The sequence below is a fragment of the Streptomyces albus subsp. albus genome, assembly GCF_000725885.1.
In the GTDB taxonomy this organism is placed as follows: domain Bacteria; phylum Actinomycetota; class Actinomycetes; order Streptomycetales; family Streptomycetaceae; genus Streptomyces; species Streptomyces albus.
The window spans coordinates 267,811-292,697 of sequence record NZ_JODR01000018.1 but is presented as its reverse complement, the minus strand read 5'-3'; the positions used below and the strand labels follow the sequence as shown (position 1 = coordinate 292,697).

20 protein-coding genes are annotated in these 24,887 nt (G+C 73.1%); 12 read left to right on the top strand and 8 right to left on the bottom strand.

What is annotated here, in order from left to right:
• Nucleotides 1-53: 53 nt before the first annotated feature.
• The 3 genes from IO40_RS0122100 to IO40_RS0122090 form a co-directional block, all read right to left on the bottom strand.
• Nucleotides 54-926 (bottom strand): carbohydrate ABC transporter permease, encoded by an 873-nt coding sequence (locus IO40_RS0122100; protein ID WP_016470890.1) that lies wholly within the window; start codon nt 924-926, stop codon nt 54-56.
• Nucleotides 923-1,795 (bottom strand): carbohydrate ABC transporter permease, encoded by an 873-nt coding sequence (locus IO40_RS0122095; protein WP_016470889.1) that lies wholly within the window; start codon nt 1,793-1,795, stop codon nt 923-925. Before IO40_RS0122095 ends, IO40_RS0122100 begins: the two co-directional genes overlap by 4 nt.
• Before the next feature lie 809 nt (nt 1,796-2,604).
• Nucleotides 2,605-4,026, bottom strand: coding sequence for an ABC transporter substrate-binding protein (locus tag IO40_RS0122090; protein ID WP_031175978.1), 1,422 nt, complete (start codon nt 4,024-4,026; stop codon nt 2,605-2,607).
• A gap of 246 nt (nt 4,027-4,272) precedes the next feature.
• Between IO40_RS0122090 and IO40_RS0122085 the strand changes: the two genes are divergently transcribed.
• Nucleotides 4,273-5,736: an MGH1-like glycoside hydrolase domain-containing protein gene (locus IO40_RS0122085; RefSeq protein WP_031175977.1), complete on the top strand. Its 1,464-nt coding sequence runs from the start codon at nt 4,273-4,275 to the stop codon at nt 5,734-5,736.
• Nucleotides 5,737-6,038: 302 nt separating this feature from the next.
• On the opposite strand, the gene IO40_RS0122080 is transcribed toward IO40_RS0122085, so the two are convergent.
• The gene (locus IO40_RS0122080; RefSeq protein WP_234315484.1) at nt 6,039-6,596 is read right to left on the bottom strand and encodes a CGNR zinc finger domain-containing protein; all 558 of its coding nucleotides are present in this window, start codon (nt 6,594-6,596) and stop codon (nt 6,039-6,041) included.
• Between the two features lie 78 nt (nt 6,597-6,674).
• On the opposite strand from IO40_RS0122080, the gene IO40_RS0122075 reads away from it, so the two are divergent.
• The 3 genes from IO40_RS0122075 (at nt 6,675) to IO40_RS0122065 (ending at nt 10,430) form a co-directional block, all read left to right on the top strand.
• Nucleotides 6,675-8,120 (top strand): MFS transporter, encoded by a 1,446-nt coding sequence (locus tag IO40_RS0122075; RefSeq protein ID WP_031026404.1) that lies wholly within the window; start codon nt 6,675-6,677, stop codon nt 8,118-8,120.
• 51 nt (nt 8,121-8,171) lie between these two features.
• Nucleotides 8,172-9,293, top strand: coding sequence for an epoxide hydrolase family protein (locus IO40_RS0122070; protein ID WP_016470884.1), 1,122 nt, complete (start codon nt 8,172-8,174; stop codon nt 9,291-9,293).
• 204 nt (nt 9,294-9,497) lie between these two features.
• Nucleotides 9,498-10,430, top strand: a complete 933-nt coding sequence (locus tag IO40_RS0122065) for an FAD-dependent oxidoreductase (protein ID WP_031026401.1) — start codon at nt 9,498-9,500, stop codon at nt 10,428-10,430.
• 28 nt (nt 10,431-10,458) lie between these two features.
• On the opposite strand, the gene IO40_RS0122060 is transcribed toward IO40_RS0122065, so the two are convergent.
• A complete protein-coding gene (locus IO40_RS0122060; RefSeq protein WP_016470882.1) occupies nt 10,459-11,829 on the bottom strand; it encodes a M14 family metallopeptidase in 1,371 nt (456 codons plus the stop codon).
• Between the two features lie 191 nt (nt 11,830-12,020).
• On the opposite strand from IO40_RS0122060, the gene IO40_RS0122055 reads away from it, so the two are divergent.
• A complete protein-coding gene (locus tag IO40_RS0122055; RefSeq protein WP_016470881.1) occupies nt 12,021-13,511 on the top strand; it encodes a M1 family metallopeptidase in 1,491 nt (496 codons plus the stop codon).
• A 160-nt stretch (nt 13,512-13,671) separates the two neighbouring features.
• Here IO40_RS0122055 and IO40_RS0122050 read toward each other — a convergent pair whose 3' ends face one another.
• Nucleotides 13,672-14,526 carry an oxygenase MpaB family protein gene (locus IO40_RS0122050; protein ID WP_016470880.1) on the bottom strand — a complete coding sequence of 285 codons (855 nt, stop codon included), beginning with the start codon at nt 14,524-14,526 and terminating at the stop codon, nt 13,672-13,674.
• Nucleotides 14,527-14,759: 233 nt separating this feature from the next.
• Here IO40_RS0122050 and IO40_RS0122045 point away from each other — a divergent pair, with 233 nt between their 5' ends.
• From IO40_RS0122045 to IO40_RS0122020, 6 genes are all read left to right on the top strand, one after another.
• Nucleotides 14,760-16,466 carry a sensor histidine kinase gene (locus tag IO40_RS0122045; RefSeq protein WP_031175975.1) on the top strand — a complete coding sequence of 569 codons (1,707 nt, stop codon included), beginning with the start codon at nt 14,760-14,762 and terminating at the stop codon, nt 16,464-16,466.
• Nucleotides 16,463-16,891: a roadblock/LC7 domain-containing protein gene (locus tag IO40_RS0122040; protein ID WP_016470878.1), complete on the top strand. Its 429-nt coding sequence runs from the start codon at nt 16,463-16,465 to the stop codon at nt 16,889-16,891. The genes IO40_RS0122045 and IO40_RS0122040 overlap by 4 nt, the downstream gene beginning before the upstream one ends.
• The gene (locus IO40_RS0122035; RefSeq protein WP_016470877.1) at nt 16,888-17,250 is read left to right on the top strand and encodes a DUF742 domain-containing protein; all 363 of its coding nucleotides are present in this window, start codon (nt 16,888-16,890) and stop codon (nt 17,248-17,250) included. Before IO40_RS0122040 ends, IO40_RS0122035 begins: the two co-directional genes overlap by 4 nt.
• Nucleotides 17,231-17,866 carry a GTP-binding protein gene (locus tag IO40_RS0122030; RefSeq protein ID WP_016470876.1) on the top strand — a complete coding sequence of 212 codons (636 nt, stop codon included), beginning with the start codon at nt 17,231-17,233 and terminating at the stop codon, nt 17,864-17,866. Before IO40_RS0122035 ends, IO40_RS0122030 begins: the two co-directional genes overlap by 20 nt.
• 71 nt (nt 17,867-17,937) lie before the next feature.
• Complete coding sequence (locus tag IO40_RS0122025) at nt 17,938-19,155, top strand: cytochrome P450 (RefSeq protein WP_234335553.1); 1,218 nt, start codon at nt 17,938-17,940, stop codon at nt 19,153-19,155.
• Nucleotides 19,152-20,423 (top strand): cytochrome P450 family protein, encoded by a 1,272-nt coding sequence (locus IO40_RS0122020; protein WP_016470874.1) that lies wholly within the window; start codon nt 19,152-19,154, stop codon nt 20,421-20,423. Before IO40_RS0122025 ends, IO40_RS0122020 begins: the two co-directional genes overlap by 4 nt.
• An 89-nt stretch (nt 20,424-20,512) precedes the next feature.
• On the opposite strand, the gene IO40_RS0122015 is transcribed toward IO40_RS0122020, so the two are convergent.
• Both IO40_RS0122015 and IO40_RS0122010 read right to left on the bottom strand, forming a co-directional pair.
• Nucleotides 20,513-22,015, bottom strand: coding sequence for an amino acid permease (locus tag IO40_RS0122015; protein WP_016470873.1), 1,503 nt, complete (start codon nt 22,013-22,015; stop codon nt 20,513-20,515).
• Nucleotides 22,016-22,148: 133 nt separating this feature from the next.
• Nucleotides 22,149-23,987, bottom strand: coding sequence for an AMP-dependent synthetase/ligase (locus IO40_RS0122010; protein WP_030406017.1), 1,839 nt, complete (start codon nt 23,985-23,987; stop codon nt 22,149-22,151).
• Nucleotides 23,988-24,116: 129 nt separating this feature from the next.
• Between IO40_RS0122010 and IO40_RS0122005 the strand changes: the two genes are divergently transcribed.
• The gene (locus IO40_RS0122005) at nt 24,117-24,887 is read left to right on the top strand and encodes a MerR family transcriptional regulator (protein ID WP_016470871.1); all 771 of its coding nucleotides are present in this window, start codon (nt 24,117-24,119) and stop codon (nt 24,885-24,887) included.

Sequence of the window (24,887 nt, the reverse complement as noted above, 5' to 3'; positions counted from 1 at the left end):
CGCTGCGGCGAGTCCCCGGCCCGACTGCCTGCCGGGGGCCGGTGGTCGGGCCCTCAGCTCTTGTCGGCGCCCGCGGTCAGGCCCTCGGTGAGGAGCCGTTCCGCGGCGAAGAACAGCAGGACGACGGGGACGGTCAGCACCACGGAGCCCGCCATCAGCACCGTCTTGGGCACCTCGACGCCGCCCGCGAGCTGCTGGAGCCCCAGCGAGACGGTCCACCTCTCGGGCCGGGCGGCCAGGAAGAGCAGGGCGAAGAGGAACTCGTTCCAGGCGATCATGAACACATACAGCCCGGTGGCGGTGAGCGAGGGCACGGCCAGCGGCAGGACGACCTTGCGCACCGTCTGGAGGCGGGTGCAGCCGTCGAGGGCCGCCGCCTCCTCCAGCGTGGCGGGCACGGTGACGAAGTAGTTCCTGAGCATGTAGACCGCCACCGGCACGGTCTGCGCGACGTAGACGAGGGCGAGCCCGCCCAGGCTCCCTTGCAGCCCCAGCTTCGCGAACATCACGAACAGCGGCACGGCCAGCAGCGTCGCCGGGAAGAGGTAGACGGCCAGGAACAGGGCGCTGACCTGCCTGCTGCCGAAGAACCGCAGCCGGGTGACGGCGTACGCGCCGGGGATCGCGGCCAGCAGGGTGAGGGCGACCGTACCCAGCGAGACCAGCCCGGAGTTGACCAGCATGCGCAAGAAGCCCTGGCCGCCTTCCGAGGCGGGCCGCAGCACCTGCTGGTAGGTGGCGAGGGTGAACTCCCGCGCGGAGACCCACAGCCGGCCCGGCTCCAGCAGCAGCGCGTCGATGGACTTGACCGACAGCAGCAGCATGTAGCAGAAGGGCAGCACGGTGACGAGGGCGAGCAGCACGGTCACCACCCACCGCAGCACCCCGAAGAGGCGTTCCTCGGCCTGCGCACGGCTCGGCCTCATGACTCCTCCCGCACCTTCCCCGCGAACAGCCCGGAGCACACGCCCAGCAGAGCCGTCAGGACGGCGGCGAGCACCAACGCCTGTGCGGCGGCGCCGCCGACGTCGAAACGCGCGGTGAGGAAGTCGTACACCCGCACCGCCACCACGTCCGTGCCGGAGCCGCCGCCGGTCAGCAGGTAGACGTCGTCGAACTTGGTGAACGTCATCAGGAAACGCAGCACGCACAGCAGCGCGATGACCGGCATCAGCTGCGGCAGCAGCACATGGCGGAAACGCTGGGTGGGGGTGGCCCCGTCCACCAGCGCGGCCTCCTCCAGCACGGTGGGCACCGCCTGGAGCCGGGCGAGCAGGAAGAGGAAGGCGAACGGGAAGTAGCGCCACGTCTCGAAGGCGATGACGGTCAGCAGGGCGAGCGGGACATCGAAGTGCAGCCCCCATACGCTCACCTCCCAGTCGCGGGTGGACAGGAAGGCGATCGGATCGTCCCAGCCCAGCAGCGTGGCGCCCCACTCGTTGACGATGCCGAACTGGGGGCTGAGTGCGATCTGCCACACGAACGTGACGGCCACCACCGGCGCCACGTACGGCAGCAGCATCGCACCGCGCAGCAGGCCCCGGCCGCGGAACGGGCGGCGCAGGGCGAGCGCGGCGACCAGACCGAGTACGAGGGAGCCCGCGGTGCCCCCGACGGTGTACAGCAGTGTCGTCCACAGACTGGTCCAGAAGTCCGACGACGAGAAGACGCCCGCGAAGTTGGCCAGGGACCAGTCGCCGAACAGACCCATGTGCGGGATGTCCACGAGCCGGGCGCGCCGGAAGGAGAGCAGCACCGTCCACAGGATCGGCAGGACGACGACGACCAGGACCACCAGGACGGTGGGTGTGACGAAGAGCAGCCCGGCACGGTTCTCCCGCGCCGCACGGGTCAGCAGCCGACGCCGCGCCGGCCCGGTCCGTCCGCCGTGGCCCGGGCCGCCGCCCGGCGAAGGGCCGGCGGGTCGGCCCGACGCGGAACCCGTCGGAGGGTTTGACGCGGAGCCTGCGGGGCCACCCGGCGCGGAGCGCCCGGGGCCGCCCGACGGCGGGTCCGCCCGACCACCCGGCGCGGAGCCCCCGGAGCCGCTGGAGGCGGAGCCTTCGGAACCACCCGAAGCGGCAGGGCCGTCCGCAGCGCGCCGCACGCCACCGCCCAGCACCGAGCCTGCGAGACCGCCCGACGGTGAATCCGGCCGACCGTCCGGCACGGAACCCGGAGCGCCACCCGGCGGGGAACCCGGAGAACCACCCAGCGCGGAGCCCTCGAAGCCGCCCGGCACCGAGTCCGCTGAACCACCCGAGGCGACGGAGCCGTCCGCGGCGGGCGCGATGCGACCGTCCGACGCGGAGTCCGAAGCGCCGTCGGGTACCGAACCCGCGGAGGCATCCGGCGCGGGGCCGGGCGGACCGTCCGGGGCAGCCGAGCTTTCCGCATCGGGGCCGGCCGGACCGTCCGCAGCGGGCGCGATGCGACTGCCCGACGCGGAGTCCGAAGCGCCGTCCGGCACCGAGCCCGCAGAGCCGTCCCGCGCGGGGCCGGGCGGACCGTCCGGGGCAGCCGAGCCGTCCGCATCGGGGCCGGCCGGGCCGTCCGCATCCGGGCGGTCCGGTGGCGGTCCCGCAGGGAGCGGGGGTGGCGGGCTCATCGGAGGGACCTGCGCAGGGCGGTGACGTCCTCGGCGGCGCGGCGGGCGGCCTCGCCGGGTGAGGCCCGGCCGCTGACCATCTCGCCGACCGCCCTGGCCACGGGCAGTTCCCCGCCCGCGGCACCGACCAGGGCGCCCTCCCCCTCGGTGATGCCCCAGCGGCGCATGTGGCGGACGCCGTCGAGGAGTTCGTCCAGCAGTGCCTCGGGATACAGGGCGTTGAGCCGCCTGCGGTGGGTGGCCTCCACACCGAGCCGGCCGCCGCGCCACGCCCGCGTGTACTTGTCGGGGTCGCCCGCGGTTCCTTCGCGGACGGGGATCTTGCCTTCGGGTGCCATGCCGAACCAGTCCTGGTAGCCGGTGCTCATCATGTAGGTGATCAGTTCGCGGGACGCCCTGGCCTCGGCGGTTCTGGTGACCGCCCAGGAGGTGATCTCCCCGAAACGGCCGGGCCGCGCCGCGTCCGGTCCTTTGAGCGCGGTGGTGATCCCGCTGTTCCTGGCGAGGAAGCCGGGGTCCTTCTTGCACTGCGGGCAGCTGGGCCTGGTGTCCGCCCGTTCCCCCGCGAGTTCGTCCAGCAGGAAGGAGGACCACAGCAGCATCGGGGCGCGGCCGGCGAAGTAGGCGGCGCGGGTCGTGTCCAGCGTCTGTGTGCCGGCGGGCCCGTGGTCGCGGGCGAGTGCCCGGTAGGCGGCGAAGGTGCGGCGGCAGGCGGGCGAGTCGAGCGTCACCGCCGTCCGGCCGCCTCCCCTGCGCGTGACGAGGCGGCAGTCGTCTGCCAGTGCCATGGTCTCGAAGCTCTGCTGGGTGAAGACGTCGCCCGGGTCGGTGGCGAGTGCGATGCCGTCGCGCCGGCCCCGGTCGAGTGCGTCGGCCGCCGCTTCCATGGCGTGGTAGCCGGTGGGCCGGGCCAGTCCGGCCCTGGCGAACAGGTCCTTGCGGTGGACCAGGAGCTGGAGCCAGGCGTCCGAGGGCACCGCCAGCCGCCTGCCGCCGTCCTGGGTCAGCCGCAGCGCGGTGGGGGTGAAGGTGCGGGCGCCGAGTCTCCGCACCACCTGGGCGGGGAGCCGGGTGTTCAGCAGTTCGTTGCCGTGCATCTGCCAGAGCTGGCCGAGGGGGAGGGCCGCGATCACGTCGGGGAGGTCACCTGCCGCCGCCGCGGACATGATCATCTGGGGCAGCTGGGTCTCGTCCACCCCGACGAGGGTGACCCGGACGCCGCTGCGCCGCTCCCAGCGGGCGATGATCTCGCGGGTCGCGGCGGTCCGTGCGGGCAGGTTCTCCAGCGTCCACACGGTGAGCTTCCGGTCGGGTGCCCCGGCCCCGTCGCCGCCGGAGCACCCGGTGACAAGGGTCACGCCGAGCAGCCCGGCGAGCCCTGCCGCGGTCGCCCGCGAACGCCGTCTCCACCTCCGCATACGGCCTCACTTCGCGTCGGTCCCCACCGGCTGTCCGCCGCGCCGTCCCGCTTCACGGCGAGGGTCGCGTCTGCCGGGCGGACGTCGTTGCGAGGTACCTTCGACTGGTCTGCCGATGTCGACCCGCTCGGAGCACGCCGTGGAGCACATGACCCGGCCCACCGCCCTTCCCCATTCGGGCATATCGGCACGCAAGGAACATACCGCCCGACAGGGCTGCTGTGACGGCCCGCACGAGGTGCCACGGTGACAACCACCCCGCCGGTCCCCGGCACCCACGCCGCCGCACTCCCCCGCCCCCGCACCGCTCCCCCGCGCCGCCCCGACACCCACCGCGCCCTGCGCCGCGCCGCCGCCCGGGTGCTCGACGGCAACTGGACCGGCACCTCGACCGTCCCGTCCCGCAGCCTGTACCCGCACCAGTGGAGCTGGGATTCCGCGTTCATCGCCATCGGGCTGCGCCATCTCTCCCCCGTACGGGCACAGCGGGAACTGGAGACACTGCTGTCCGCGCAGTGGGCCGACGGGCGGGTGCCGCACATCGTCTTCAACGCGGAGGTGCCGCCGGACGCCTACTTCCCCTCCCCCTCCTTCTGGCGCTCCTCCACGGCCGGTGCGCCCTGTGGGGCGCCGGGGGCGGTGGAGACCTCCGGCATCGTGCAGCCGCCCGTCCACGCACTGGCCGCGTGGCTCGTCCACGGCGCCGACCCGGACGCCTCCGCACGGCGCGGCTTCCTGGCCCGCGTCCATCCGCGGCTGGTGGCCTGGCACCGGTATCTGGCCCGCCACCGTGACCTGGACGGCGGCGGCCTCGCCGCGGTCGTGCACCCGTGGGAACCCGGGATGGACAACAGCCCGTGCTGGGACGGGCCGCTGTCCCGGATCGCCCCCGCCGACCCCGCGACGTACCGCCGCGCGGACCTGACGCACGGGGACGCCGCCGACCGGCCCACCGACCTGGACTACGGGCGGTACGTACGGCTCGCCGCCGCGTACCGCGACCACGGCTACCGGGACGCCGCCGCGGAACACGCCTTCGCCGTCGAGGACCCCGGCTTCAACGCGCTGTACGCCGCCGCCGAGCACGCCCTCGCCCGGATCGCCGAGGCGCTGGGCCACGATCCCGGCCCCCACCGGGCGCGGGCCGCCGAACTGACCGACGCGCTGGTGCGGCGGCTGTGGTCCGAGCAGGCCGGTCAGTTCCTCGCCCGCGATCTGCGGGCCGGACCCCGGCAGTCCGGTGCGGGGCCCGCCGGCCGGCTGGTGGCCGAACGCAGCGCCGCGGGACTGCTGCCGCTCGTCGTGCCCGGTCTGCCCCGGCCGGTCGCCGACGCCCTGCTGCGCACTGTCGCCGGTGAGCATTTCGGGCTGGGCTCGGCCGTACGGCTGCTGCCCAGTTACGACCTGCGGGGCGCCGCCTTCGACCGGCGCCGCTACTGGCGCGGCCCCGCCTGGTTCAACGTCAACTGGCTGCTGGTGCGGGGCCTGTCGCGGTACGGGGAGCGGGCCCGTGCGGACGCGCTGGCCGGCGAGGTGCTGCGGGCGGCGGGCGCGACGCGGTTCGCGGAGTACCTCGACCCGTACACCGGCGAGGGGCGCGGTGCCCGTGAGTTCGGCTGGACCGCCGCCCTGACGCTCGACCTGCTCGCCGACCCGGTCGTCGGCGCGGACCCGCAGCGCGCGTCCCGCACCGGCGCGCCCGTCCCCTGACCCGCCCTCGGAGAACAGCGGAACAGCCGTCGGCGCTGGGCGCTCGACCTGGGCGCTCAGCACGGTGGTCCACTCCGCTGCCGGGGTTCGGCGCACTTCGTGTGAGCGGTGTGGCGTGGGGCCACCGTCCGCCTGGTGCCGGTGGATTCTCCGGCTGATGAGCAGGCTGCGGCGTACAGGCGGTTCGTGGAGTAGCCGACGCGCTTCTTCCATCTCGACGGCGTGGGCCGGAACTTGCCGCGGCCTCGGGGTCGTCGGTCACATTCGGACAGGCCCGGCCCGGCAGGGCCGGGTGCCGGTGCTCAACGCGGGCTGTGTCGGCTGCGGTAGGCCGCGACGCTGGCCCGGTGTGCGCAGGTCCGGGTGCAGTACTGCTTCGAGCCGTTGCGCGAGAGGTCCACGAAAGTGGCCCGGCAGGTCGGCCCGGCACATACGCCGAGACGCGCGGGACCGAGCGTGGCGATCACGGAGGCCAATGCGCTGAGCGTGATCGCGGCGAGGTGCGCCGCGCAGCGGTCGGTGTCGGCGGTCACCTCGGTCCACCAGCGGTCGTCCTCGTGGCGCAGTACCGGGGTGGCGCGGCTGCGACGCAGGCCCTCGTTGATCAGAGCCGCAGCCGCGTCGGCGTCCGCGTTCGCCCGTTCGAGCACCTCACGCACCGTCTCGCGCAACGCGCGGACTTCCGCCAGGTCGGCGCGGGTGAGACGCCGCGGACCGGTCCCTTGGTCCGCCGCCGGACGCGGAGGCCCGGCCGCGGGATGGTCGTCGAGGAAGTCCCGGAGCTGCTCCACGGTCTCCAGCGCGTCCTCTCCCTTGACCGGCTTCAGGGTGTTGGCCAGATCGACGGCCGTCTGGACCACCAATGGACTGTAATACGCGTCCCGCATTTGACGTGTCTCCTCACTGCTCCGTAGCGTTACACCCAAAGGAGCTTTCACATGTCACAAAATACCTCGCAGGGGCCGACGTCGCGGACGACCCCGCCGGGAGGTGGTCCGGCACCGGAGCGAACGGATGCCCCGGGCGGGCGCCGGCTGGGGCTGACCCTGGGAATGCTGGTGCTGCCGATGTACGTGGCACTGGGAGCGCCGTCTGTGGCCCTGCCGGCCATCGGCCGCGCACTCGCGGTGCCGTTCGGGGCCACCGCATGGATTCTCGCCGCATGGTCGCTGACCTCCGCGCTGGCGATGCCGGTCGCGGGCCGGCTGCTGGTCCGCTGGAGCCCCTTCCAGGTCCTGGTCGCCGGGGTCGTGACGCTCGCCGCGGGCTCCGCGCTCGCCGGAGCCGGGCCGGTGCTGTCCGTCGTGATCGTCGGCCGGCTGATCGGCGGCGCCGGGGCGGGCGCGACGGTGATCGCCGTCTTCGCCGCGGCCACCGCCCTTCCCGGGCGGCAACGGATCCGCGTCCTGGGACTCATCGCGGCGGCCAGCGCGACGGCGTCGGGGTGCGGGACGCTGATAGGCGGAGCGGTGACCGCATGGCTCGGGTGGCGTGCCGTGCTCGCGATCCCGGTCCTCGCGCTGCCCCTGCTGCTGGCCGCATTGCCGAGCAGGCGCGCGCCGGGGCGGAGCGGAGCCGGCGAGCGAAACGGCCCGGCCGGGCGACTCGATGTCGTCGGCGCGGCCGTGCTGTCGGTACTCGCCGGCTCCTTGATCACGTTGCTGCAGGCACACTCGGTCGGCCTGCCCGCTCCGGTCACGCTCGTCGTGGCCGCCGCCGGTGCGCTCGCCGCCGCAGGGCTGTGGTGGCGGGTGCGCAGCACACCCGACGGGTTCGTGCCCCGGCGGGTGATCGCATCCCGCGGCTTCCCGGCGGCCGGGCTCATCGGCGGGGCCGTCTTCGCCGGCTACTACGGGGTGCTGTTCCGCGCCCCGTCCCTGATCGAGCAGGCCACCGGCGGTGGCCCCCTGGAAGCCGGCGTGCTCCTGCTCCCGGCCGCCGCCTGCTCGGTGCTGGCCGGGCGGCTGGTCGGCACGTTGACCGACCGGTTCACCGGCTGGCAGATGTCGGCCGGGCTTGCGGCACTCACCGTCATCGGCGTGCTCGTGGTCGCGGTCTCCACCGGGCCGGTCCCGGTCGTCCTCGGCACGGCCTTGACCGTATGCGGGTTCGCCGGTGCCCAAGCCGTACTGGTGAACCTCGCACCGGACCTGGTCGCCGCGGACGACCGCAACACCGCGCAAGGCCTGCTCAACTTCATGAACGTCCTGGGCGGCGGGATCGGTCCGGCCGCTGTCGCGGGTCTGTCCGGCATCGTGCCGGCGCCGGTGGCCCTCGCCGTGCTCGCGGCACTCCCCCTGGCCGGACTCGTCATCAGCCTGACCCGGCGCCCTGCCGCCGGCCGCCGCCCCGCACCCGGTGCCACGCGTGGGAGCCCGCACTGACGGCCCGCCCGCACCTGATCCGACAACGCCTCCACAGTAAGGAGCCCTGCCATGTCCGCCGAGCCATTCGAGGTCAGCATCACCGAAGCCGAGATCGCGGACCTGCGTGAACGACTGCGCCGGACACGGTGGCCCGAACGCGAGCCGGTGGACGACTGGTCACAGGGGCTGCCGCTGGCGTACGCGCGGGAGCTGTGCCGCAGCTGGGCCGAGGACTACGACTTCGGGTTCGCCGAGCGGCTGAACGTGTTCCCGCAGTACCGCGACACCATCGACGGGCTGGGCATCCACTTCCTGCACGTCCGCTCGCCGGAGCCGGACGCGTTCCCGCTCGTGCTCACACACGGGTGGCCGGGCTCGGTACTCGAATTCCTGGAGGTCCTCGGCCCGCTGACCGACCCCCGCGCGCACGGCGGTGACCCGGCGGACGCGTTCCACGTGGTCGCGCCGTCGTTGCCCGGGTACGGCTGGAGCGACAAGCCGTCGACGACCGGGTGGGGCGTCACTCGCATCGCGCGCGCCTGGGACACCTTGATGGTCTCGCTGGGTTACGAACGGTACGGCGCGCAGGGCGGTGACTGGGGTTCGGCGGTGTCCGGGGCGCTGGGCGAAGTGGCGCCCGAGCGGGTCGCCGGCGTCCACCTGAACCTGGGATCCGTGGCGGCGGGCACGTTCGACGACCCGACACCCGCGGAGCTGGCGAATCTTGAGGCCGAGAAGGAGATGCGGCGCACCGGCCGGGGATACTCGGCGATCCAGGCGACCCGGCCGCAGACACTCGGCTACGCCCTCACCGACTCCCCGGCCGGGCAGGCCGCCTGGATCGCCGAGAAGTTCTGGGCGTGGACGGACAACGACGGCCACCCCGAGGACGCGTTGTCGCGGCAGACGATCCTCGACGAGATCTCGGTCTACTGGTTCACCGCGTCGGCCACGTCGTCGGCACGCCTGTACTGGGAGAGCTTCGCCGACTTCCGGGACACGGTGACCGCGCCGTCCGGGCTGTCGGTCTACCCGCGCGACATAACCCGCCCGTCGAGGCGGGAGGCCGAGCTGCGGTTCACCGACCTGCGCTGGTTCGAGGAGCTGCCGCGCGGCGGCCACTTCGCCGCGCTGGAGCAGCCGGAGTCGCTGGTCGAGCAGGTGCGTGGATTCTTCCGCCTCTTCCGCTGACTGTCCATGCCGACCCTGGGAGGCGCGCGCCCGGTTCCTGCGGCTATGTCGTTCCGACGGACTTGTTGACTGGTCGGTTGCCCGAAGCCGCACCCCGACCCTTCGTCCGGCCCCGCCGTCCGGCCGGAGGGCGGGAGCCGGCGGTGGACGGCGGCGGCCCCTGGGGGGCGGCGCGTCCGGCCGGTGGGAACGTAGTGTCGGCACATGGGTGATACACGGGACGACGAAGCCGTCGTCATAGGAGGCGGGGTCATCGGGCTGACGACCGCGGTGGTGCTGGCCGAACGGGGCACACGGGTGCGGCTGTGGAGTCCGCAGGCCCCTCACGAGACGACGTCGGCCGTCGCGGGCGGCCTCGTGTGGCCGTACCGCATCGAACCGCAGGAGCAGGCGCTCGACTGGTCGGTGCGCTCCTTCCGGCACTTCTCCTGGCTCGCGGAACAGCCGGGGACGACGGGTGTGCGGCTGGTGCGCGGCAGCATGCCGGGCGGCTCGCCGCCGCCGGAGTGGACGGCGCTCACCGGTACCCCGCCGCGCACCCCGCTTGTCGACATGCAGACGTATCTCCCCTACCTGGTGGCCCGCTTCGAAGCCGCCGGGGGACGCTGGGAGCAGCGCGCGGCCCGTTCCCTGGCGGAGGCCGCCGCCGAGGCGCCCGTCGTCGTCAACTGCGCGGGGCTCGGCGCCCGCGAACTGGTGCCGGACCCGAGCGTGCGCCCGGTGCGGGGCCAGGTCCTGGTGGTGGAGGACCCGGGCGTCGAGGAGTGGTACGTCGTCGCGACGGGCGGGGCCAGCGAGACGACGTACATCCTGCCGCAGCCCTACGGCGTGGTGCTGGGCGGCACCGCACACGACGGCGCCGAGGACCGGAGGCCGGACCCGGCGACGGCGGAGGCGATCGTGCGGCGGTGTGCCGCCGTCGATCCCCGGCTGGCGGACGCGAAGGTGCTCGAACACCGGGTCGGCCTGCGCCCGTTCCGGCCCCGCGTGCGGCTGGAGGCGGGGCGGCTGCCCGACGGCCGGGGCGGCACCGCCCTGTGCGTGCACAACTACGGCCACGGCGGTGCCGGGGTCACGGTCTCCTGGGGCTGCGCGGTGGACGCCGTCCGGCTGGTGGGCCCGGCCACCGGGGAGTGAGCCGGGCCCCCGCGGCGTCGGCCGGCGGTCAGCCGCACCGCTGAACGGGTGTGCCCGCGGTCAGGGGGAAGCGGGCACGCTCGTCGAGCAGCAGCGGCACCAGGGCGCGCTGCGACTGGCGCAGCGGCACGAAGGCGCCGTCGCCGCGCCGCTGGGCGCGGATTCCGTGCAGGTCCAGTTCGTCCCGGACGTCCGCGTACTGGGCGCCGGTCAGCCGGTAGCCGCAGGGCGGGTCCGTCAGTACCCGGTCGTCGGCGGGCGGCTCGTTGTCGGCGCCGTCCAGGTAGACGGGCCCGCGGTCGGCCAGTCCGGCCGTCCGGGCCGCGTCGGTGGCCTTCTCTATCCGGGCGCGGCGCGTGCCGGCGAAGTCGAACGCGCCCTTGAGGGCGGTGAGGTGGGAGTGGACGCGGCGCCGGTTGTTGAGCGCCTCGTCGGCCTTCTCCTCGTCGGTGAGGGGGTCGACGCGGGTCTCGGCGAGCAGGCCCACGGCGCCCTTGATACCGACGGTGTTGCGGAGTATTCGTTCCTGCCCGTCGCCGGCGACCTGCCGGACGGGCTCGCCCGTCCGCGGATCGGTCCATATGCCGTAGATGCCGGTGCTGTGGCCGCCGGACTCGGCAGCGGGCCGCGCGTACTTCTCCGACAGCGCCGTGGACTCGCGGTGCAGCCCCTCGGCCGCGTTGAGGTTGCGGGGCCACAGGGTGAGCAGGTCCTTGACGTAGTACGGCTCGTGGGCACCGTACTCGTGGAGGTCGTAGACGGTGTCGGGCCGCCAGTCGCGGGTGACGGCGGCCATCGTGCGGGCCTCCGCGGTGGTGAGGGCGAGGTGGTCGCGGTTGATGTCGACGCCGTCGGAGTTGCCCCGGGTGCCGGCCGCGCGGCCGTCGGGGTTGGCGGTGGGGACGACGAGCACGGTGGTGCGGGCGAGGAACCGCGTCGTGGCCCGGTCCCGGGCGAAGGCCAGGTCGCGGATGGTGCTCAGGCACGCTTCGCGTCCGGCGGGCTCGTCACCGTGCTGGGAGCAGATCAGCAGTACGGAGTTGCCGTGCCGTACCGCGCCGGGGCCGGCGGGGGCCGGGGCGCCGATCCTCACGAGCTGGAGGGGGCGCCCCTGTTTCGTCCGGCCGACGGTGTCGAGTGCCACACGGTGGCTGGAGCGGTCCACGGTCCGCAGGAAGTCCTGTTCCTCGGGCTGGGACGTCCAGCGTGCCCCGTGACTGCGTTCGAATCCGGTGCGCGGTTCCTGTGCCGGTGCGGGGGCCGGGGACTCGGAGCGGATGGGTGCCGGGGAGGAGGCCTGGGCGACGGGTGGGGTGGCGAGGAGGGGGACGAGGAGTGCCGCCGGGGCCAGGGCGGCGGTCTTCCACGGGAAGCGGCCGTGCCGCGCGCTTGTCACCATGTGGGGGACGGTAACGACGGGGACGGGCGGGGAGAAGGGGGCGTATGTCGTCCGTATGGCAATCGGATGACGTTAGTTGCTGTGGACATGCGGTGTGCCGCATGAGTACATACCTTCGGACGGAACGACATCCCACGCGGCACCCGAACCCGCCGGTGCCGCAGCAGGGTTGACGGAGAGTTGGAGGACTCGTGCGTCACAGACTGATCGTCCCGGGTGCGATGGTGGCGGCCTCGCTGCTGCTCGCGGTGCCGGCCTCGGCCGCCGAACCGTCCCCGGGCGCACCGGGCGTGGGCGACCCCTACTACCCGGACTACGGGAACGGCGGATACGACGTCTCCCACTACGACCTTCGGCTCACCTACCAGCCGAAGACGGACGAACTGAGCGGAACGGCGACCCTGCTGGCCACCGCGACCCAGGACCTGTCCCGCTTCAACCTCGACTTCGCACTGGACGTCAGCGAGGTGCGGGTCGACGGCAAGAAGGCCCGCTTCGCCACCTCGGGCGCACACGAGCTGAGCATCACCCCGGCCAAGCCGCTGGCCGAGGGCGAGAAGGCCACCGTCGTGGTCCGGTACAAGGGTGTGCCCTCGAAGGTGAAGGTGAACGGTTTCACCTCCTGGCTGCGCACCGAGGACGGCGGGGTCGCCGCCAACGAGCCCGAGGCCGCCTGGTGGTGGTTCCCCAGCAACGACCACCCCTCCGACAAGGCGAGCTACGACGTCAGCGTCGCCGTCCCCGACGGCACCCAGGCCATCAGCAACGGCACGCTCCAGTCGCAGCGTTCCAAGGCGGGCTGGACCCGCTACAACTGGCGGTCCCGGGCCCCGCAGGCCACCTATCTGGCCACCCTGGCCGTCGGCAGGTTCGACATCACCACCGCGAAGACCGACTCGGGACTGCCCGTCATCAACGCCTACAGCAAGGACCTGGGCGAGCACGCGGGCGCCGCGCGGGCCAGTGTGGAGCGTACGGCGGAGATCACCGAATGGCTGGAGGGCCACTTCGGCACGTACCCGTTCGACGCGGTGGGCGGCTACGTCCCCAACACGGACACCACCTACGCACTGGAGACGCAGACCCGGCCCTTCTACAGCCCGGACGACTTCGCCGACGGCTCCAACACCTCCGTCGTCGTCCACGAGATGGCCCACCAGTGGTACGGGGACAGCGTCTCGCTGAAGCGGTGGAAGGACATCTGGATCAACGAGGGCTTCGCCCGCTACAGCCAGTGGCTGTGGTCGGAGGACCAGGGCGAGGGCACCGCGCAGGAACTGGCCGACTACACCTACGCCTCGCGCCCGGCCGGCGATGCCTTCTGGAAGGTCGCACCCGGTGACCCCGGCCCGGACAACCAGTTCCACTCTGCCGTCTACGACCGCGGCGCTCTCGCTCTCCAGGCGCTGCGCAACGAGATCGGCGACAAGGACTTCTTCGCGATCCTCAAGGGCTGGCCCGCCCTGCACAAGGACGGCAACGCGACCGTGCGCGACTTCATCGGCTACGCGGAGAAGGTGTCGGGCAAGCCGCTGGCCGGCCTCTTCGACACCTGGCTGTACCAGCCCTCGAAGCCGGCGGCCGGTCCGGCGGGGAAGGGCTTCGCCGCCGAGGCCGCCCCGAAGAAGCCCGCGTCCTGGGACGAGATCCACACGGTGGACCACCCGCACCGGCACGGCTGAGCGGCCACCGCGGCGGCCCGCCCGCAGGCGGAGCGGCCCCGAAGGTCCGTGGCAGGCGGCCCGCACCCTCCGGCCCGAGGGTGCGGGCCGCCGCGCTGCCGGACCGGCGCCCCGGACGGGGCTAGCTGCGGACGGGCTGGCGCACCGCCCGGGAGGGGGTTCAGTGCCGCGCCGGGGTGCGCTGTGCGCGGGCCCGGCGCGCATACGGCAGATAGCGCAGCCGTTCGGGCAGCAGCGGGACGATGTTGGCCACCACCCGCCCCACCAGCCGCAGCCGCCTCTCCTGACGGGGTGTCCACGGCAGCCGCAGCGCCCGGCGGGCCTCCGGCGGCATCAGTCCGATCGTCATGAACCGCCGGAACCGGGCGAGTCCGGGCACCAGCAGCGGCCACAGCACCCGCAGCACCAGCCGGACCGGCCGCGGCCCGTAGGGCGGCGGCGGGATGCCGGGGTTGTAGGCGGCCAGTTCCCGGGCGACGGCCGTCGGCTCTATCGTCTCGGCCAGCATCCGGTGCCAGTAGGGCCAGAACTCCTCCGGCGTCTGCGGCATGTCGCGGTCGTGGATGCCCAGCACCCGGCCCACCTGGAGCCACTCGGCGTACAGCCGGCGCTCCTGTGCGGGCGTGTAGGGGTGGCGGTCCAGATAGCGGCGGGCGTAGCGCAGGGAGGGGAAGCCGGTGGCGTGCACCCACGCGTAGTAGGCGGGGGTGAGCGCGTGGTAGCGCTGCCCGTAGGCGTCGACGCCCTGGATCGTCTTGTGCAGCCTGCGCAGCCTGCGCCCCTCCGCGACCGCGTCCGCGCCGCCGTACACCCACAGCAGCACGCTGCGCACGGACCGTTCGCCCCGCCCCCAGGGGTCGGTGCGGAAGACGGAGTGCTGGTCGACGCCGGCGCCGACGGCGGGGTGTGCGACCTGCATGGTCAGCGCGGAGGGCAGGCTGAGCAGTACGCGGACGTCCCCGGCGACGTCCCACAGGATGCCGCCCGGCGGCGGGGGCTCCGGGTCCTTGCGCACAGTCCTCTCACCTGCCTTCACCCCTTCATGATGCCCCCCTTCGCGGGGTGCCGCTCGCCCCGGGGGGAGCAGGTCGCGGGCCAAGTGGAGGGAAAGATTCCGGGCACTTCCGAAGCGGAACACCCCATGGTTATTCCGTGATCACTAACTGACTTATATTGGTGCGACGTTGATCAGAGGGCTGCGGCTCAGCTCTCGCCTCTGCCCGGTTCCGTCCCCCTAGGACCTGATTGATGACCTCCCCCGAGATACCACCGCAGCCTGCCGCGGGCGCGCCTCGGCCGGTTGCGGGAGGCGGGACCGCCACCGGTACCGCCCTCGCCCTGCTGGTCTGCGCCGCGGTCGTCGCCGTCGCGTGGCTGGGCGCCGTCCACGCCGCCGGCGCCTCGGCCCGTACCGCCGTCGCCTGGGGCAGTGGCGCGGCGGGTGTGGTGCTGTGCGCGGCGGTCACCGTGGCCGCCCGCGCCGTGCTGACCGGCCGCCGGCTGCGCGCCGCGCTGACGGACTGCCGGGCACGGCACGCGGAACGGGACACGGCCGACGCCTACTTCGCCGACGTGGTCGTACCCGACGTCGTCGACCGGCTGCGCAACGGCGGCTCCGCGGAGACCGCGCTGGCCGAGGCCCCCTCGGTGACGAACGAGATGCAGCGCCGGGTCCTGGTCACCCTGGCGCGCGAGGTGCACAAGGGCGAGAGCATGCGGGCCGCGGCACTCTCCGCCTGCGCCAACGCGGCCGGCCGCGTGCAGGCCCTGGCCACCAGCATGGCCGCCGACCTGCGGGAGATGGAGCACCGGCACGCCGACGAGGACGTGCTGGCCGACCTGCTGCACCTGGACCACAGGACGGCGCAGACAGGCCGCATCGCCGACTCCATCGCCGTGCTCACCGGTGCCCGTTCGGGCCGCCGCTGGGCCAAGCCGATCGTCATGGAGTCGATCCTGCGCGGCGCCATGGGCCGTATCAGCGGCTACCAGCGGGTCCGGCTGCACTCGACGAGCGAGGCCGCCATCGCCGGGCACGCCGCCGAGGGCGTCATGCACGCACTGGCCGAACTGATGGACAACGCGGCGAACTTCTCGCCGCCCACCTCCGAGGTGCACGTCTACGTCGAGGAGGTCGCGGCCGGCATCGTCATCACCGTCGAGGACGGCGGTCTGGTGATGGGCGAGCTGGCGCTGCGCCGCGCCCAGCAGGCCGTCACCGGCGAACAGAGCGACCTGACCGCCCTCTCCGGCACCCGGCTCGGGCTCGCCGTGGTCGGCCGCCTGGCCCGCAAGCACGGACTGTCCGTCTCCTTCCGGCCCTCCGCGCACGGCGGCACCGGCGTGCTCATGCGCATCCCCCGCGAACTGGTCACCGAGCCGCGCGACAGGGAGCGCGTCACCGCGCCCACACCCGCCCCGCGGCCGGCCGCCGCCTCCGCGCGCGGCCGGCTGACCAGCGCCCCCGGCCTGCCGCACGACACCGCGCACACGGCCGAGCACACCCGGCAGCCCGAGGCCGAGCCGGCCGCGCGGCCGGGGAGCGGGAGCCACGAGGGGCCCGCCCGCGAGTCCGACGGCCCCAGGACCGGCGAGCGGCCCGCGGTGGCGCCGCCGCCCCAGGAGTACATCGCCAGCGGACTGCCCAAGCGGCGGCGCGGCCAGACGCTGGCGGCAGTGGCCCGGGCGACCGCCTCGCGCACCGGCACCTCCTCCGCCTCCCCCGCCTCCTCCACCGCCGCTGCATCCGGCCGCGGGGACGGTACCGCCGAGGGCCCGGCGCAGGACGACGAGACCCCCGCCCCCCGCCGCAAGCGTCCCTCCGGCGCCCGGTTCGGCGACTTCCGGAGGGCCGTACGGGGCACGGCCTCGTCCGGAGACACGGGCACCCACCCCGCTGCCCCCGCCTCCTCCCCCGACCGCTCCTCTTCCCTCTCGGAGGACGACACCGAATGATCACTGACAGCAAGCTCGACTGGCTGCTGGAGAACCTGCTGGAGCGCACTCCCGGCGCCCGGCACGCCCTCGTGCTCTCCCGGGACGGCCTCAAGCTGTGCCGCACCCCGGAGCTCTCCGTCGACCAGGCCGACCAGCTCGCCGCCATCTCGGCGGGCATCCAGAGCCTCTCGCACGGCGCCTCCGTGGAGTTCGGCGACGGCGACGGCGGCGTACGCCAGGCCATGGCGGAGTTCTACGGCGGCATCCTCTTCGTCGTGGAGGCCGGTGACGGCGCGCACCTGGCGGTCATCGCCGACGAGGACTCCGACGTGGGGCTGATCGGCCACAACATGAACGAACTGGTCGAGCAGCTCAGCGAACACCTCAGCGCCCCGCCCCGCCGGCCGGCCGCGGACGACGGGCGCGGAGACGGATCGGCATGACGCGGCCGGGCCGGGACGAGAACCCGGACCGGCTGTACACCGTGACCGGTGGACGCAGCCGTTCCGTGGCCGGGGCGGAGACGTTCGACCTGGTGACACTCGTGGTCAGTGAGAGCGCTCCGGTGCCCGGCATGCAGTCGGAGCACGCCGCGATCCTGCGGATCTGCCGTTTTCCCACGGCGGTCGTGGAACTGGCTTCCGACCTGGGACTGCCGGTGAGCGTCGTCCGCATCCTGCTGGGCGACCTGCTCGTCCAGGGGAAGATCACCGCCCGCCATCCGCGGCGGGCACAGACCGCTGACGCACTGCCCGACCCCGACATCCTGAAGCAGGTGCTCGTTGGACTCCGCAACATCTGAAGCGAACCCGGTGGCGACCGCCGACGCCTCGGCCCGTCCTCCGTTGCTCAGCACGGCCGCGCAGGGACTGAAGATCGTCATCGTCGGCGGTTTCGGTGTCGGCAAGACCACCATGGTCCGGGCGGTCAGCGACATCCGTCCGCTGAACACCGAGGAGACGATGACCCGCGCCGGCGAGGGCGTCGACGACCTGTGGGGCGTCCAGGGCAAGACGACCACGACCATCGCCTTCGACTTCGGCCGGATCAGCCTCAACGACGAGACGGTGCTGTACCTGTTCGGGGCGCCGGGGCAGGAGAGGTTCTGGTTCCTGTGGGACCGGCTCTTCGCCGGCACCCTGGGCGCCGTCGTCCTGGTGGACACCCGGCGGCTGGAGGACTGCTGGTACGCGATCGACCGGCTGGAGGCGCACGGCACCCCGTTCATCGTCGCGCGCAACGATTTCGGCGGCCCCCGGCACACCGCCGAGCAGGTGCGGGAAGCCCTCGACCTGCCCGACGACGTGCCGCTGGTCGAGTGCGACGCCCGCTCCCGCGAGTCGAGCAAGGAAGTCCTCCTCGCGCTCGTCCACCACCTGTACGACATCTCCACCGCGCGCCTGGAGAGCACCCCGTGACATCGGCTCAGCACCACACCTCGCCCTCCGCTCCGCCGCCCGGCTGCCCCGCGCACCCGTCCGACGAGGCCATGCCCCTGCTCGGGCCGCGCTTCCAGAACGACGACCGCGCCCGCCTGTACCGCGAGATGTACGAGCAGCACGGCCCGCTCGCCCCGGTCGTCCTGCCCGGCGACGTGCCCTGCTGGCTGGTGCTCGGCTACCGGGAACTGCACCAGATCAGCTCCGATCCGGTGCTCTTCAGCCGCGACTCGGGGCTGTGGAACCAGTGGCCCAACATCCCCGACGACTGGCCGCTGCTGCCGATGGTCGGCAAACAGCCGTCCATCCTCTACACCGTGGGCGAGCGGCACCAACGGCGCTCGGCGCTGGTGAGCGAGGCCCTGGCCGCCGTGGACCAGTTCGAACTGCGCGCCCACGCCGAACAGTTCGCGGACCGGCTGATCGACGAGCTGTGCGGACGCGGCTCGGCCGATCTGATCGCGGAGTACGCCAAGGTGCTGCCCGCGCTGGTGCTGGCCCGGCTCTACGGCTTCTCCGACAAGGAGGGCCACGACCTGGTGCCGAGCATCAACGATCTGGTGGACGGCGGCGAGGGCGCGCTGGCGGGCCGCGACACGGTCAAGGCGGCCATGAGCACGCTGCTGGCCTCACGGCGTACGAACCCGGCCGCCGGGGTGGCCTCCCGCATGCTGCACCACGACTTCGCCGACGGGTTCTCCTTCGAGGAGATCGTCGAGGACATGATGGTCAACATCATCGCGGGCCACCAGCCGACCGCCGACTGGATCGGCAACTCGCTGCGGCTGATGCTCACCGACGACCGGTTCGCCGCCTCCCTGTCCGGCGGGCGGCACAGCGTGGCCGAGGCCATGAACGAGGTGCTGTGGGAGGACACCCCCTGCCAGAACATCGCCGGCCGGTGGGCGACCCGCGACACCCAGATCGCCGGCCGTCACATCGCCGCCGGTGATCTGCTGATGCTCAGCTTCGCCGCGGCCAACGGCGACCCCCAGGTGCGGCCCGACCGCACGGTGTTCACCAGCGGCAACAACGCCTTCCTCTCCTTCGGGCACGGCGACCACCGCTGCCCCTACCCGGCGCAGGACATCGCCGAGGGCATCGCCCGCACCGGCATCGAGGTCCTGGTGGACCGGCTGCCCGACGTGGATCTCGCCGTCAGCCCGCAGGCCCTGGTGTGGCGGCCCTCGCCTTTCCTGCGCGGCCTGGAGTCGCTGCCGGTCCGCTTCACCCCCACACCGACGCGCACCGCCGGGGGCCTGCGGTGACCCCGTGCCCCGTCACGGGCTCGGGCGATGACCCCGGTCCCCGGCCCGGCACCGCCTCCGAGCCGATCGCCCTCGATCCGCTGGTCCGTGACCTGGCGGGCGAGGGCGCCCGGTTGCGGGCCGCCGGTCCGGTGGCCGCCGTCGAACTGCCGGGCGGAGTCCCGGTGTGGGCGGTCACCCGGCACGCGGAGGCCCGCCGGCTGCTGACCGACACCCGGCTGGTGAAGGACATCGCGCACTGGGCCGCCTGGCGGCGGGGGGAGATCCCCTCGACGTGGCCGCTGATCGGGCTGGCCGACCCCGGCCCCAGCATGCTCACCTTCGACGGGACCGAGCACCGCCGGCTGCGCTCGCTCACCGCGCAGGCCCTCACTCCCCGCCGGGTGGCCGCGATGCGTCCGCGCATCGAGGAGATCACCCGCCGGCTCCTCGACGGCCTGGCCGGGCAGGCGGACGCCGAGGGGCGTGTCGATCTCAAGGCCGCCTACGCCCATCCGCTGCCCATGGCCGTGATCGGCGAGCTGGTGGGCGTCGACACCGCGCAGATCCCGCGGCTGCGCACCCTGTACGACGGCTTCTTCAGCAGCGTCACACCCGGTGCCGAGGTGCAGGCGGTCATCGCGGAGCTGGCGGAGCTGTTCACCGCGATCGTCGCGGAGAAGCGGCGGAACCCGGGCGACGATCTGACCAGCGCATTGCTGGCCGCCGCCGAGGAGGGCGACTCGCTCAGCGACGAGGAGATCGTCGCCACCGTGCAGGTGCTGATCACGGCGGGGCACGAGACCACCATCAGCCTCATCGTCAGCGCCGTGCGGGCCCTGCTCACCCACCCGGGGCAGCTCGCCCTCGTCCGCTCCGGCGAGGTGAGCTGGGAGGCGGCGATCGAGGAGACGCTGCGCTGGGACCCGCCCGTCACGCACGTGCTCATCCGGTTCGCCACCGAGGACGTCGAGGTGGACGGCACGGTGATCCGCGAGGGCGACGCCGTGATCATCGCCTACGGTGCCATCGGCCGGGACGAGCGGCAGCACGGGCCGGACGCCGGGCACTTCGATGTGACCCGCACGCCGACGCGGCACCTCTCCTTCGGGCACGGCCCCCATGTGTGCCCGGGGGCCCCGCTGTCCCGGCTGGAGGCCCTGGTGGCGCTGCCCGCGCTCTTCGAGCGGTACCCCGCCCTGTCGCCGGCCGTCGCGCCGGAAGAGCTGCGCAACAAGCCGGCGGTCACCCAGAACGAGCTGTACGAACTGCCGGTCTTCCTGCACTGACCGACGACGTGGGGCCCCGCCCTCTCCCCGTGCGAGAGCCGGGAGGAGGGACGGGGCCCCACGTCGTCATCCGGGTGCCGTCCGCTTCGTCACTCGCGTGCCGGCTCGCCCGCGGCGGCGGCTTCCCGTTCGGCCGCCGCGGCGTTGACCCGGCCGCGCACTGCGAACCATCCGGCGACCAGCGCGACGGCGATCAGCGGAATGAGCATCACGGTGCGCCGTCCCACCTCGGGGTCGTTCCACATCAGGGCGACGACGCCGAGCAGGAAGGCGATGGTCACCCACTCGGTGACGGGCGAGAACGGCAGCCGGAACGCGGGCCGCTCGACCAGCCCGGCCTTGGCCCGGCGCACGAACACCCAGTGACAGAGCATGATCGTGCACCAGGTGCTGATGATGCCGAGCGCGGCGATGTTCAGCACGATCTCGAACGCCTTGCCGGGCACCACGTAGTTGAGGCCGACGCCGACGACGCAGACCGCGGAGGTCAGCAGGATGCCGCCGTAGGGCACCTGGCTGGAATTCATCCGGGCGGTGAACTTCGGCGCGGACCCGGCCACGGCCATGGAGCGCAGGATGCGCCCCGTGGAGTACAGCCCGGAGTTGAGGCTGGACATGGCGGCGGTCAGCACGACGAGGTTCATGATGTCGCCCGCGCCGTCCACGCCGAGCTTCGACAGGACGGTCACGAAGGGGCTCTGGCCGTCCTTGTACTGGTTCCACGGCAGCAGCAGCGCCAGCAGCACCACGGAGCCGACGTAGAAGAAGCCGACGCGCCACATGATGGCGTTGACGGCCTTGGGGACCACCTTGTGCGGCTCGGCGGTCTCGCCCGCGGTCACACCGACCAGCTCGACGCAGGAGTAGGCGAAGACGACGCCCTGCATGACGATGACGACGGGCATCAGACCCTCGGGGAAGATGCCGCCGTGGTCGGTGAGGTTGGCCAGGCCCGGGGCGGCGCCGTCCACCGGGTGCTGGGTGGCCAGCAGCACGATGCCGATGATCATGAAGATCACCAGTGCGGCCACCTTGATCACCGCGAACCAGAACTCCAGCTCGCCGAAGATCTTCACCGAGATCATGTTGATGGCCAGCACCACGGCCAGCGCGATCAGCGCGAGCACCCACTGCGGGATGTCGGTGAAGAAGCTCCAGTAGTGGGTGTAGAGGGCGATGGCGGTGATGTCCGCGATACCGGTGGTGGACCAGTTGAGGAAGTACATCCAGCCGGCGACGTAGGCGCCCTTCTCGCCGAGGAACTCCCGCGAGTAGGAGACGAAGGAGCCGGAGGAGGGCCGGTGCAGCACCAGTTCGCCCAGCGCCTTGACGACGAAGAAGGCGAAGAGGCCGCAGACGGCGTAGGCGAGGGCGAGCGCGGGGCCCGCCGAGGCGAGGCGCCCGCCGGCGCCGAGGAAGAGACCGGTTCCGATCGCCCCGCCGATGGCGATCATGTTGATGTGGCGGGCTTTGAGGTCCTTGCTGTAGCCGGTGTCACCGGCGTCCTTGGCCGTTCCGTGCGGGGAAGGCGCTGCGACCCGGTCGCCACCGCCGGGCTGGGGGGTGGCGTCCTGGACGACGTCGTTGCTCACGATTGATCCAACTCACTCTGGATAACGGGCTCTGCCGGGCCGACGGCCGCCGTGATCACGGCTGCGGACCAAGGCGTCACCTAACCCTTCAAGGGCCATCCATGCGGTGACGGAGATCACACCAGGGAACTTCTCACACCTGATCTTCGTAGAGTCCGTCGATTTCCCGCCGGTAACGAGCCGCGATCACCCGGCGGCGCAGCTTGAGCGAGGGCGTCAGCTCACCGGTCGCCGGGCTCCATTCCTGCTCCAACAGCCGGTGGCGTTTGACCTGTTCGGTGCGGTTGAGGCGGGCGTTGGCGGCGGCGACCGCGCGGTCGATCTCGGCGCGCAGTCCGGGGTGCGCGGCCAGGGTGCCGGTGTCCGCGTCCACGCCGTGACCGGCCGCCCAGGACGCAGCGGCCTCGCCGTCGAGCACCAGGAGGGCGACGAGGTAGGAGCGGCCGTCGCCGTACACCATGGCCTGCCCGATCAGCGGGTGCTCCTTGAGGATGTTCTCCACCAGCGCGGGCGAGACGTTCTTGCCGGTGGAGGTGACGATCATCTCCTTCTTGCGGTCCGTCACCCACAGGTAGCCGTCCTCGTCGACGCGGCCCAGATCGCCGGTGGCGAACCAGCCGTCGGCGTCGGTACCGGGCTCGACGGAGCCGTCGGGGCGCAGATAGCCCTCGAAGAGGGTGACGCCGCGGACCTCTATCTCGCCGTCGGGCGCCGTGCGGACCTCGGTGCCCTCCAGCGGCCGGCCCACGGAGCCCAGCCGGAAGGCGCGGGGGCCGTTGAGGGTGAGGGCCCCGCTGGTCTCGGTCAGCCCCCAGGCGTCCATGACCGGCAGGCCGAGGCCCGCGAAGAAGTCGAGCACGCCGGGCGGCAGGGGCGCGGACGCGCTGGCTGCCCACACCAGCCGGTCGAACCCCGCCCGGGCCAGTACGGGTGCGAGCACGTCGCGCCGGGCCTGTTCCCATGCGGCTTCCAGTGCGGGCGGCGGCGTGCGGCCCTCCTCCCGGCAGCGGAGGTGGGCGCGCGCGGTCCGTCCGGCCTCCTCCAGGGCTGCGCGCTGCCCGGCCGGGAGGGCGTCGAGGGCGGTGCGCAGGGCGGCGGCGCACTTCTCCCAGATGCGGGGCACGCCGAAGAACTGCGCGGGACGCAGTGCGCGGACCAGCGTGGTGACCTCGGCGGGGTCGGCGCACAGGTGCACGTGGGAGGCCCGCAGCAGGGGCAGGTAGATGCCCAGCATGCGCTCGGCTATGTGGGCGAACGGCAGGTAGCAGATGTGCGCGGCGTGGTCGGGCAGCTCGGTGACCTTGTCGAGCGCGATCCCGTTGAGGATGACGTTCCGGTGGCTGATGACCACCCCTTTGGGGTCGCCGGTGGTGCCCGAGGTGTAGACGACGGTCACCGGCTGCCCGGCCCGCACCCGGCGCCGGCTCTCCTCGACGGCGGACGTGTCCTCGGGGCGGGGCAGCCGGCTGAAGGCGGTGTGGGGGCCCACGGCGTCCTCGTCGGCCACCACGAGACGCCGCAGCCCGGTGGGCGGCGTCCCGTCCGGCCCGCCCCCCGACGGCGCCAGCAGGGGCTCCCAGCGGGCCCGCTCCTCGGCGTCGCCGACGACGGCGAGCGCGGCGCGGCTGTGCCGGGCGATGTGGGCGATCTGTTCGGGTGCCGCCGTCCGGTAGACGGAGACGGGGACGGCACCCAGATGGACGAGGGCGAGGTCGGTGAGCCAGTGCTCGGGACGGTTGCCCATCATGAGCAGCACGTGGTCGCCGGGTGCGACGCCCAGTGCCGCGAGTCCGGCGGCGACCTCGACGACACGGTGCCTGGCCTCGGACCAGGTGAGGGTGGTGGCCGTGCCGTCGGCGGCGTACCAGGTGAGGGCCGGCAGTGCGCCGTGGTCCTGTGCGTTGCGCAGCAGGAGGTCCGGAACGGTCAGCTCGGCGGGGTGCGTACCGGGGAGTCGCAGCAGTGTGGTCATCACGCCTCCGGGGTCTGGTGTCCGCCCGCCGTCCGACGGTTTCACAGGAGTGGTGAGACAGCAATACTGTTGAACGGGATCGGACGGTGCCGGCACCCCGGCGGTGCGGCGGTGAGAGGGGTGCGGCAGATGGCGCGGCAGGACGGAACGGCCCAGGAGCTCACCGACCAGCTCACCGTCGACCAGCTCGCGGCCCGCGCGGGCGTGACGGTCCGCACGATCCGCTTCTACAGCACCCGGGGCCTGCTGCCCCCGCCCACGATCGGACCCCGCCGCGTGGGCCGCTACGGTCCCGAGCACCTCTCCCGGCTGGCCCTCATAGAAGAGCTCCAGAACCAGGGCATGACGCTGGCGGCGATCGAACGCTATCTCCAGCGGCTCCCCGACGACATCAGCGCCCACGATCTGGCCATCCACCGGGCGGTGGTCGCCTCCTGGATGCCGGACACGGTGGACGAGTCGACGCGTGAGCAGCTGGAGCGACGGGTCGGGCGCCGGCTGACCGATGACGACCTCGAGCGGCTGGAGGCGATGAGCGTGCTCGGCCGTACGGACGACCCCGACGTCTTCCGGGTCGATCCGGCACTGGTGCAGCTGGGGGTGCGGCTGCTGGACGTGCCGATCTCGCAGGAGGCGATCCTGGCGGCCCGCGAGGTGATGCTGGACCACGCCCGGGCCGCGGCACGGGAGCTGAGCCGGCTGTTCAAGCAGGAGGTGTGGGAGCCCTACCGGGAGCGGGAGCCGGACGGGGAGCGGCGGGAGCGGATGAAGGCGCTGTCCGCGCATATGCAGCCCATGGTGGTGCAGGCCCTGGTGACGGCGTTCCAGCGGTCGATGAAGGAGGAGCTGCGCGAGGTCTTCCCCGGCGAGACCGCGCCGCGGCCGGGCCCCGCCGGGTGA

Coding starts and splice junctions, on each gene's coding strand:
- IO40_RS0122090 (WP_031175978.1), bottom strand. CDS start 4,026: ATGCGGAGGTGGAGACGGCGTTCGCGGGCGACCGCGGCAGGGCTCGCC.
- IO40_RS0122075 (WP_031026404.1), top strand. CDS start 6,675: ATGTCACAAAATACCTCGCAGGGGCCGACGTCGCGGACGACCCCGCCG.
- IO40_RS0122035 (WP_016470877.1), top strand. CDS start 16,888: ATGACGCGGCCGGGCCGGGACGAGAACCCGGACCGGCTGTACACCGTG.
- IO40_RS0122040 (WP_016470878.1), top strand. CDS start 16,463: ATGATCACTGACAGCAAGCTCGACTGGCTGCTGGAGAACCTGCTGGAG.
- IO40_RS0122065 (WP_031026401.1), top strand. CDS start 9,498: ATGGGTGATACACGGGACGACGAAGCCGTCGTCATAGGAGGCGGGGTC.
- IO40_RS0122060 (WP_016470882.1), bottom strand. CDS start 11,829: ATGGTGACAAGCGCGCGGCACGGCCGCTTCCCGTGGAAGACCGCCGCC.
- IO40_RS0122025 (WP_234335553.1), top strand. CDS start 17,938: ATGCCCCTGCTCGGGCCGCGCTTCCAGAACGACGACCGCGCCCGCCTG.
- IO40_RS0122100 (WP_016470890.1), bottom strand. CDS start 926: ATGAGGCCGAGCCGTGCGCAGGCCGAGGAACGCCTCTTCGGGGTGCTG.
- IO40_RS0122010 (WP_030406017.1), bottom strand. CDS start 23,987: ATGACCACACTGCTGCGACTCCCCGGTACGCACCCCGCCGAGCTGACC.
- IO40_RS0122005 (WP_016470871.1), top strand. CDS start 24,117: ATGGCGCGGCAGGACGGAACGGCCCAGGAGCTCACCGACCAGCTCACC.
- IO40_RS0122045 (WP_031175975.1), top strand. CDS start 14,760: ATGACCTCCCCCGAGATACCACCGCAGCCTGCCGCGGGCGCGCCTCGG.
- IO40_RS0122070 (WP_016470884.1), top strand. CDS start 8,172: ATGTCCGCCGAGCCATTCGAGGTCAGCATCACCGAAGCCGAGATCGCG.